Origin of the sequence: Streptomyces sp. NPDC053542, assembly GCF_044544685.1 — a bacterium.
GTDB lineage: Bacteria > Actinomycetota > Actinomycetes > Streptomycetales > Streptomycetaceae > Streptomyces.
This window is the reverse complement of sequence record NZ_JBITXL010000006.1, coordinates 498945-508284: the sequence shown is the minus strand read 5'-3', so window position 1 is coordinate 508284 and position 9340 is coordinate 498945. Positions and strand designations below refer to the sequence as shown.

General features: G+C 71.7%; 9 protein-coding genes. 2 read left to right on the top strand and 7 right to left on the bottom strand.

Going from position 1 to position 9340, the window contains the following annotated elements; genetic code table 11:
- Nucleotides 1–165: 165 nt before the first annotated feature.
- The 6 genes from ACIGXO_RS20170 to ACIGXO_RS20145 all read right to left on the bottom strand — a co-directional run bounded on the left by ACIGXO_RS20170 (nt 166) and on the right by ACIGXO_RS20145 (nt 5835).
- Nucleotides 166–1527, bottom strand: coding sequence for a YncE family protein (locus ACIGXO_RS20170; protein WP_399788284.1), 1362 nt, complete (start codon nt 1525–1527; stop codon nt 166–168).
- A gap of 148 nt (nt 1528–1675) precedes the next feature.
- Entirely contained in the window at nt 1676–2284 is a 609-nt protein-coding gene (locus ACIGXO_RS20165; RefSeq protein WP_399788281.1) for a DUF4291 domain-containing protein, read from the bottom strand.
- An 87-nt stretch (nt 2285–2371) separates the two neighbouring features.
- Complete coding sequence (locus tag ACIGXO_RS20160) at nt 2372–3796, bottom strand: alkaline phosphatase family protein (protein ID WP_399788278.1); 1425 nt, start codon at nt 3794–3796, stop codon at nt 2372–2374.
- 144 nt (nt 3797–3940) lie between these two features.
- The gene (locus ACIGXO_RS20155; protein ID WP_399788275.1) at nt 3941–4870 is read right to left on the bottom strand and encodes an isopenicillin N synthase family dioxygenase; all 930 of its coding nucleotides are present in this window, start codon (nt 4868–4870) and stop codon (nt 3941–3943) included.
- Nucleotides 4871–4924: 54 nt separating this feature from the next.
- Entirely contained in the window at nt 4925–5377 is a 453-nt protein-coding gene (locus ACIGXO_RS20150; RefSeq protein ID WP_399788272.1) for a nucleoside deaminase, read from the bottom strand.
- Nucleotides 5374–5835: a PLD nuclease N-terminal domain-containing protein gene (locus ACIGXO_RS20145; protein ID WP_399788269.1), complete on the bottom strand. Its 462-nt coding sequence runs from the start codon at nt 5833–5835 to the stop codon at nt 5374–5376. The genes ACIGXO_RS20150 and ACIGXO_RS20145 overlap by 4 nt, the downstream gene beginning before the upstream one ends.
- 89 nt (nt 5836–5924) lie before the next feature.
- Between ACIGXO_RS20145 and ACIGXO_RS20140 the strand changes: the two genes are divergently transcribed.
- Both ACIGXO_RS20140 and mqnP read left to right on the top strand, forming a co-directional pair.
- The gene (locus ACIGXO_RS20140) at nt 5925–7382 is read left to right on the top strand and encodes a menaquinone biosynthesis decarboxylase (RefSeq protein ID WP_399788266.1); all 1458 of its coding nucleotides are present in this window, start codon (nt 5925–5927) and stop codon (nt 7380–7382) included.
- Nucleotides 7379–8284 (top strand): menaquinone biosynthesis prenyltransferase MqnP, encoded by a 906-nt coding sequence (gene mqnP / locus ACIGXO_RS20135; protein ID WP_399788263.1) that lies wholly within the window; start codon nt 7379–7381, stop codon nt 8282–8284. Before ACIGXO_RS20140 ends, mqnP begins: the two co-directional genes overlap by 4 nt.
- A gap of 302 nt (nt 8285–8586) precedes the next feature.
- On the opposite strand, the gene ACIGXO_RS20130 is transcribed toward mqnP, so the two are convergent.
- On the bottom strand, nt 8587–9324 hold the full coding sequence (locus tag ACIGXO_RS20130) for a DUF4870 domain-containing protein (RefSeq protein ID WP_399788260.1): 738 nt from the start codon (nt 9322–9324) through the stop codon (nt 8587–8589).
- Nucleotides 9325–9340: the final 16 nt, after the last annotated feature.

Genomic DNA, 9340 nt, shown 5'->3' with positions numbered 1-9340 from the left:
ACCACCCCCCCCCCTCAAAAACTACGGCCTGGGGTCTCCACCCCTCCCCCTTTGTGTCGCCGGCTGCCCCCGCCCCCCCCCCCCGGCGCGGGGCGGGGGGGGGGGGCGCGCCCCCCCCCCCCCCGCGGCCGTTTTTCAGCAGCCGTTTTCAGTGACCGGTCAGCTTCAGCGGCTGGTCAGTGCGACGGTGGCGGTCGCCGTCGCCGCCGTGTGGCGCGCGTCGCCCTTGTAGGTGACGGTGTACGTCACCTCCCCCTCGCCGCGCGGCCGGTCGGTCACCTCGAAGGTGCCGTCGGCGGCCACGGTCACGCTGCCCAGCGGCACGGCCGAGCCGCCCGCGGGGCCGGTGCGCGTCACCTCGACCGAGGTCCCCTCGGCGTACGGCAGCTTGGCGGTCAGCGTGCCGGAGACGGTCAGCGGCGGGCCGGACGGGGCGGTGGCCGGCGCCTCCACCGTGAGCTGCGAGTCGGCCTTGGCGGCCTCGGTCAGCACCTTCAGCTGGAGCGTCGTGCCGGAGCCGGTGATCGCGAAGAGCCGGCTGCCGTCCGGCGCCCACTCCAGGCCGCGGGTGCTGAGCGTCGCGTTGGTCGTGCCCTTGACCTCGTACGTGCGGTACGCCGAAGCCGCGCCCGGCGTGAAGAGGTAGATGTCGTCCTCGTAGTAGCCGTCGATGCCCGCGGCGACCGTGCCGTCCGCGGCGATGGCCACCGCGTTCGGGTACGGGTTGGTCGGGTAGCTGCCGTTGGCCGACAGGTCGGCGAGCTTGAAGACCTGCTGCTTGTACGGTGCGCCGCTGGCCACGACGACGTTCTCGCCGTCGGCGGTGATGGCCATGTCGCGGAGGTTGGAGGTGGTGGAGGAGCCGTCGCCCGGGTTCCAGACCTTGGCCTTCTCCACCGGGTGGCCGGAGGACACGTCGTACACGCCCACGGTGGCCGGGCTGGAGCCCACCTCGCCCGCGACGAGCGTGCCGGGCGCGGCCGGCGAGGCGGCCAGCAGCGGGGCGTTGTACCAGGCGTACGCCGGGACCTCGTCCGTGGTGACGACCGGCTCGGCGCCCGAGAGGTCGACGGCGCCGATGCCGCCGCCCTTCGCGCCGTAGAAGCTGAACCAGATCTTGCCGCCGGTGACGACCGGGGTGGACGGCTGATTGCCCGTACCGGTCGCGTAACGGGCGGTCTCGGTGAGCGTGCCGGTGTCGATCGCGGCGATGGCCTCGCCCTCGGACAGGCCGACGTAGAGCGTCCCGGAGTCCTCGGAGAGGGCGAGTCCGGAGGCGCCCTGCTCGCCAGCTATCTGCCCGACGAGCTTTCCGTCGTAGTCCGCGACCAGCACGCTGTCGCTGTTCGGGGCGCTCATGAACACCCGCTGGTGGACCCCGTCCACGACGGTGTCGGTGATCCAGTCGGCGGGCAGGGGGGTGGAACTGTCGGCGTAGGCGGGGCCGGCGGCCCCGGGGCCGAAGAGAGTTGCGGTTCCGACGAGGGCCGTCAGCGCGAGGGCGCTGCCGAGTCTTCGTGTGCGCAAGTGCTTCATCCTCTGAACGAGCTCATGACGAGCATGCTGAACCGACGGCCGGAAGACCCGGCCGCGAGGATGGCGATGGGGGGTACGGACGGGCGGCGGACAGGGGAAAGCCCCTGGTCGCGGCCGGTTCGTCGCGCCGATCAGAAGATTAGGGCACGGCACTGACAGCGGGCGTCGAGACCGGGGCGGGATAGGGGAGTTCACGCGGCAGCAGGGCCCGCGCCGCTGCCAGGTCACCGTCCCGTACGAGCGCGTGGACCCGGTGGACGAGCGGGGTGACGTCGCGAATGGCGACGGTCCACTCGTCGGCGTACCGGCGGGCCGCCTCACCGGCCAGACCGAGCTGGAGCGAGCGGTACCCCAGCGGACGCAGATGCAGATCGCGCTCCGGGTCCCACTGGACGCGGGCGGGGGACCCGCGCAGCGCCCGCTTCCAGGCGGCGCGGTCGGCGTGCTCGGCCGCGTCGAAATGCGAGAGGCAGGCGTGCTCCAGTGCCCAGTCGAAGCCGGCCCGGTCGATCTCCACGGCCAGTACGCACTCCTGGTCTGGCTTGGTGGCCCAGCCGCAGCGGTACATCATCCACAGGAACGACGGCTTGATCCACGTCATGCGGTCCCGCTTCCACGCGGCGGGGAAGCGTCCGGTGCGGGCGGCCGGGCCGCCGAGCGCGGGGGAGTACGCCTGGTAGACGGTGACGGTGGTGTCGGTGTACACGGCTCTGATCCGGCGGGCCGGCGGGGTCTGACGGTCGTTCATGGCTGATCAGCGTGCGCGATGCCACCGCGGTGTGCCACCGGATTTCGTACGGTCACGTCGCCGGGTGTCCCGTGGCCGGGTGGCGGGTCAGCGGCGTTTGCGGGTGCCGCGTTCCTGCTGGGGCGGGGTCTGGTCCGTGCCCGGGAGGACGGGCTTGGGCAGGGTCGTGACCTCCTGGCGGGCCGTTGCCAGGCGCTCGGCGGTGTCGCGCGGCAGCCGCGGTGGGCGGCGGGCGGCGCCGAAGCCGAAGGCCGAGGTCAGGTCGCCGAAGGTGGCCCGGCGCCAGTCGGAGATGTTCGGCTCCTCGACGCCGGTGAAGCGCTCCAGGAACTGCAGTACCGAGGTGTGGTCGAAGGCGTCGCCCGCGGCCCAGCCGCCCACCGTCCACGGCGAGACGATCAGGCACGGGACGCGGAAGCCGCCGCCGATGGGCAGCCCGCCGACGAACTCGTCCTCCGTACCGGCGGGCGGCACCGGCGGCGGCACGTGGTCGAAGAGCCCGTCGTTCTCGTCGTAGTTCAGGATGAACACGGTCTTCCGCCAGACCTTCGGATTGGCGGCGATGGCCTCGACCGTCCGCGCGACGAAGGCGGCCCCGGCCGCCGGCAGATAGTCCGGGTGCTCGGACTCCGCCGCCGTAGGGATGATCCAGGAGACGGCCGGCAGCCGGTCGCCGCGCGCGTCGTCCTCGAAGGTGCCCGCGGGCCGCGGCCGCACCCCGCACTCGTACAGCGCGTCCCCGGGCCCGACGTCCCGGAAGCTCTGGAACTGCTCCAGCAGATTGCAGCCGTAGTCGTCGTCCTGCTGGTACACCTTCCAGGACACGCCCGCCGCCTGCAGCCGCTCGGCGTACGTCGTCCAGCGGTACGGCCGGCGCGCGGCGTTGTGCAGGACCGGGCCGCCTTGCGTGCCGCCGGGGTCGATGGTGCCGGTCATCCAGTACAGCCGGTTCGGCCAGGTCGGGCCGAGGACCGAGCAGAAGTAGTGGTCGCAGAGGGTGAACGCCTCGGCGAGGGCGAAGTGGAAAGGGATGTCCGCGCGGGTGTGATAGCCCATCACGTACGGGCCGTGCTTCCCGTCCGCCTTGCGGTGCGCGGGCAGCCACCGGTCCATCCGCCCGTCGTGCCACGCCTCGTGCTGCACGGACCAGGCGTGGCTGGTGGACGGCACGGCCTGGGCGCTGGACTTGTGGGTGTCCAGGTGGAACGGCAGCAGGTAGCCGTCCGGGTGGACGGCGTCCGGCTGGTGGAAGACCGAGCGTCCGGTGGAGAGGGTGAGCGCGTCCGGGTCTGCGAAGCCGCGTACGCCGCGCAGCGTTCCGAAGTAGTGGTCGAACGAACGGTTCTCCTGCATCAGCAGCACGACGTGCTCGATGTCGTCCGGTGAGCTGCGCCGGGGCGGCCCCGCCGCGACCGCCTTCCGCACGCTCGGCGGCAGCAGCGACAGCGCGGCGCCGCCGAGCGTCGCGCCCGCGGCGGAGCCGAGGAGTCGGCGTCGGGTCAGGTCGGGCACGGGTGCCCTCCCGGCAGCCCACTATTGCCCGGCAGAAGGCTCTGGCCAGGCATGTTGTCGGAGTTGATCACTGCCGTCACTTTACGGCGAGCGCGCCGTTTCCTGACGGAGGCTCAGATGCGTGGTGTCGTGCCCGGCCCCGGCTCAGCCGACGGTGATCGCGGTCAGCTTCTCCCGCAGATAGACATGCGAGTCGGGGAGGCCGCCGAGCCGCGTCCCCGGGTCGCACTCGTAGAAGTACACCAGCGACATCAGCTCCTCGGCCGGCACGTCGGCCGGCGGTGGCAGGACGCGGTGCCGCCCCGACTGCCAGCGGCCGCCGGTCCACCGCGCCATCAGATCACCGATGTTCACGGTGAACGAGTCCGGCGCCCAGGGCGCGTCCGTCCAGCCGTCCGCGTCGGTGAAGACCTGCAGGCCGCCCTTGCCGCGCTGCCGGTCCAGGACGGTGACCGTGCCGAAGTCGGTGTGCGGCCCGATCCGGAACTGGCCCGGCAGCGGCGCGCCGACCACGTCCGTCCCGGGATACCAGTTGACGTTGAAGCCCCAGGTGGGGTGCCCGGTGTGGCGGGTGAAGAAGTCGGCGGGCTCGCCGAGCGCGCCGGCGAGCACTTCGAGGAGCAGGTCGGACAGCGCCCGCATCTCGGCGGTGTACCGCTCGACCAGCGGCCGCAGCTCCGGCACCTCCGCCGGCCAGGTGTTGGGCAGGAACCACTCCGCGTCCACGGCGGCGTTCCCGGTCGGCTCGTCGGACGCGAAGGACAGCGACTCCTTCAGGTCCGGCGGCGTCTCCGTGCCCTCCGCGTAGCCGTTGGCCTCCGCGCCGGGCCCCAGCCAGCCGCGCTCGCCGACCGCGACCGCGTACGGCTCCTTGACGGCCGCCGGCAGCCGGAAGAACCGCCGGGCGGCCGTACGGATGTCCGTCCGCAGCCCCGCGTCGACGCCATGACCGGTGACGACGAGGAATCCGGCGGTGCGCAGGGCGGTGTCGACGGTCGTGGCGAGGGCCTGCCGTGTCCGGCCGTCCCCGGCCCGCCACGCGCCCAGGTCGATGACGGGAATCGCGTCACTCATCGCCGGTCTCCTTCGGCCTGCTTGTGACCTTGTTCGCCCTGCTTGTGACCTTGTTCAGTCCTCGCCGATGTCCTCGTGCCACAGCTCGGGGCGGTCCGCGATGAAGGCGCGCATCATCGCGACGCACTCCGGGTCGTCCAGCAGCACGACCTCCACGCCGTGCTCGGCCAGCCAGTCGTGCCCGCCGTGGAACGTCTCCGCCTCGCCGATCACCACCCGGGAGATCCCGAACTGGCGCACCAGCCCGCTGCAGTACCAGCAGGGCGAGAGCGTGGTGACCATGGTCGTGCCCTTGTAGGAGCGCTGCCGTCCGGCGGCCCGGAACGCGGCCGTCTCGGCGTGCACCGACGGGTCGCCGTCCTGCACGCGGCGGTTGTGCCCCCGTCCGAGCAGCGTGCCGTCCGCGCCGTACAGCGCCGCGCCGATCGGGATGCCGCCGGAGGCGAGCCCGGCCCGGGCCTCGGCCACCGCGACGGCCAGCATCGCGGACGCGTCGGGGCCGCTCATTCGTCACGCTCCCCGGACTCCCGGCGCTCTCCGGACTCCCGGCGCTCCCCGGACTCCCGGCGCTCCCCGGACTCCTTGCCGTCCCCCGACTCGCGGCGGCGGAGCTCCTCCTCGCGGCGCTTCAGGTCCGCCTCCCAGTCCTTGAGCAGCGCCTCGTCCTCGTCCCGGCGCTGGGCCCGCTCCCGCGTGCCCAGCTTCTCCAGGAACTCGGGGTTGTCGTCCGGCGCGACCCAGCCGCCCCCGCCGCGCCGCGTCGCGCGGCCCTCGGCGGCGAGCGCCGCGCGGTTCTTCCCGGCGATCAGCCAGGACACCGACCCGACGAGCGGGAAGAGCAGGACGAGGATCGCCCAGAGCACCTTCGGCATGTGGCGCACATGCTTCTCATCGGTGGTGACGCAGTCGATGAACGCGTAGATGCTCAGTGCCAGCGGCACCAGGATCATCAGCACCCGCAGCATGTGTCGCTCCCCCTGGGAGTGGCCGGGCGGGCCGGTGAGCGCGGCCCCAGTGACCAGTCCAGGGTAGTGCGTACCGGATACTGGGATGCATGGCTTATGACGATCTTCGCTCGTTCCTCCGGGCGCTCGACCGCGAAGGTGACCTCAAGCGCATCAAGGCCGAGGTCGACCCCCATCTGGAAGTCGGGGAGATCGTCGACCGGGTGCAGAAGGCCGGCGGCCCCGCGCTCCTCTTCGAGAACGTCAAGGGCTCTGCGATGCCCCTGGCGATGAACGTCTACGGGACCGACCGCCGCCTCCTGAAGGCGCTGGGCCTTGCGTCCTACGACGACATCAGCGGCAAGATCGGCGGGCTGCTCAGGCCCGAGCTGCCGCAGGGCTTCGTCGGCGTCCGTGAGGCGTTCGGGAAGCTCGCGAACATGACGCACGTGCCGCCGCGCAAGGTGAAGGGCGACGACGCGCCCGTACAGGAAGTGGTCCTCAAGGGCGACGAGGTCGACCTCGAGAAGCTGCCCGCCCTGTTCACCTGGCCCGAGGACGGCGGCTCGTTCTTCAACCTGGGCCTGACCCACACCAAGGACCCCGAGAGCGGCGTCCGCAACCTCGGTCTGTACCGCCTCCAGCGCCACGACAAGCGCACCATCGGGATGCACTGGCAGATCCACAAGGACAGCCGGAACCACTACCAGGTGGCCGCCAAGCGGGGCGAGAAGCTGCCGGTCGCCATCGCCTTCGGCTGCCCGCCGGCCGTGACGTACGCCTCGACCGCGCCGCTTCCCGGCGACATCGACGAGTACCTCTTCGCGGGCTTCGTGCAGGGCAAGCGGATCGAGATGGTCGACTGCAAGACCGTGCCGCTCCAGGTCCCGGCCAACGCCGAGGTCGTACTGGAGGGCTGGCTGGAGCCGGGCGAGATGCTGCCCGAGGGCCCCTTCGGCGACCACACCGGCTTCTACACGCCGCAGGAGCCCTTCCCGGCCCTGACGATCGACTGCGTGACGATGCGCAAGCGGCCCCTGCTGCAGTCGATCGTCGTCGGCCGCCCGCCCACGGAGGACGGGCCGCTGGGCCGGGCCACGGAGCGGTTCTTCCTGCCGCTCCTCAAGATCATCGTGCCGGACATCGTGGACTACCACCTCCCGGAGTCCGGCGGCTTCCACAACTGCGCGATCGTCTCGATCGACAAGAAGTACCCGAAACACGCGCAGAAGGTCATGCACGCCATCTGGGGCGCGCACATGATGTCCCTGACCAAGCTGATCATCGTGGTCGACGCCGACTGCGATGTGCACGACTTGCACGAGGTGTCCTGGCGGGCGCTCGGCAACACGGACTACGCCCGCGACCTGACGGTCGTGGAGGGCCCGGTGGACCACCTGGACCACTCCTCGTACCAGCAGTTCTGGGGCGGCAAGGCCGGCATCGACGCGACCGCGAAGTGGCCCGAGGAGGGTTACACCCGGGACGGGGGCTGGCCGCAGATGATCGTGTCCGACCCGGAGACCGCGGCGAAGGTCGACCGCCGCTGGAAGGAGTACGGACTGTGACCAGCGCCTCCGCCGCCATTCCGCGGCAGCCGGGCCGGACGAAGGCGTTCCTCCGCCTGGTCATGATCGAGCACTCGGTGTTCGCGCTGCCCTTCGCGTACATCGCGGCCCTCACCGCCATGTTCCTGGCGGACAGGACCGTCCACTGGTGGGAGCTGCTGCTCGTCACCGTCGCCATGGTCGGGCTGCGCACCTTCGCGATGGCCGCGAACCGGATCATCGACCGCGAGATCGACGCCCGTAACCCGCGCACGGCCCACCGCGAGCTGGTCACCGGCGCGATGTCGGTGAAGCACGCCTGGACGGGCGCGCTGGTCGCCGTCGTCGTCTTCCTCGCCGCGGCCGCGCTGCTCAACCCGCTCTGCCTGGCCCTGGCCCCCGTCGCGGTGATCCCGATGGTGGTCTATCCGTACGGCAAGCGGTTCACCAACTTCCCGCAGGCCATCCTCGGGCTCGCCCAGGCCATGGGCCCGGTCGGCGGCTGGCTGGCGATCACCGGCGAGTGGTCCTGGGAGGCGGTGATCCTGGGCCTCGCCGTCGGCATCTGGATCGGTGGCTTCGACCTGATCTACGCCTGCCAGGACGTGGAGACCGACCGCGAGGTCGGCGTGAAGTCCGTGCCGGCCCGCTTCGGTATCCCGGCCGCCATCTGGGGCGCGCGCGTCTGCCACACGGTCACCACGGCGCTGTTCGTGTGGTTCGCGCTGGCCACCGGGGCCGGGGTCTTCTTCTGGGTCGGCCTGGTGATCGTCGCGGGTGCGTTCCTGTACGAGCACAGCATCGTCCGCCCGAACGACCTCTCCCGCCTGAACCGCGCCTTCTTCAGCGTCAACGGCTTCATCGGGATTGCCCTGTTCGTGTGCAGTCTTCTCGATCTCGTGACCCGGGGCCTCACGCTCTGACTACCCTTTGGCCCCAACTCTCCACCCACCCATTAAGGGGTGGGGGAGGGGGCGGGGAGGGGAAGGGGGCGGGGGATGGCGTAGGCGGCGGCGGGGGAGGGCGTACGCGGGGGATGGCGTAGGCGGCGGGGGATGGCGTAGGCGGCCGAGCGCGCCGGCCGAGCGCGCCGGCCGAGCGCGCCGAACGAGCGCGCCGAACGAGCGCGCCGAACGAGCGCGCCGAACGAGCGCGCCGAACGAGCGCGCCGAAGGGCCGGTACCCGAGCGGGTACCGGCCCTTCGGCATGTCCGTGCGCGCAGGCTCAGTTCTTGACGAAGCGCCAGGACAGGAACTTCGGGTAGGACCACATCTCGCCGTTGTTGGCCTTCACCGCGCCGATGATCCCGAAGACCAGCGTGGTGATCCAGTACGCGCCGAAGAGGACGAAGTAGCAGATCAGCGGGATGAGGAAGACCATTCCCGGGTCGCCGGTCCCGGAGTCGGCGGTCACGCCGGCGCTGATCACCACGACGAAGTACAGCACGCCGGTGATCGCCGCCATGATCGCCTGGGTGATGCCGTAGTTCATCCCCTGTGCCGAGTGGTGGCGGATGTACGGGTCGTGCTCGTTCTGCGCGTTGTTACGGATGGCGAGCGGGGCGATCCAGCCGCACAGCATGCCGATGCAGCACACGCCCGTGCCGACGAAGACGGTGAGCACCGCGCCGAGGTGGGACCACATCGCGGGCCCGGTCGAGGGCCGGGCCGGGGTGGCGTAGCCGTACCCCGGGGGCTGGGAGCCCCAGCCGGGGCCGGGGGCGCCGGGGCCGCCGTACGGCGGCTGCTGGCCGGGGCCGGGCGGCGGGCCGGGGTAGCCGTAACCGGGCTGCTGGCCCTGCGGCTGGCCGTACGGCTGCTGCCCCTGCTGCGGGTAGGGCTGACCATAGGGCTGCTGGCCCTGCTGGCCCTGCTGGCCCTGCTGGCCCTGCTGGCCGCCGTTCTGGTGCGGCGGCTGCCCCTCGGACGGCGGTTCGGATGCGGACTTGTCGAACTCGACCACGGGCTGATCCCCCCGA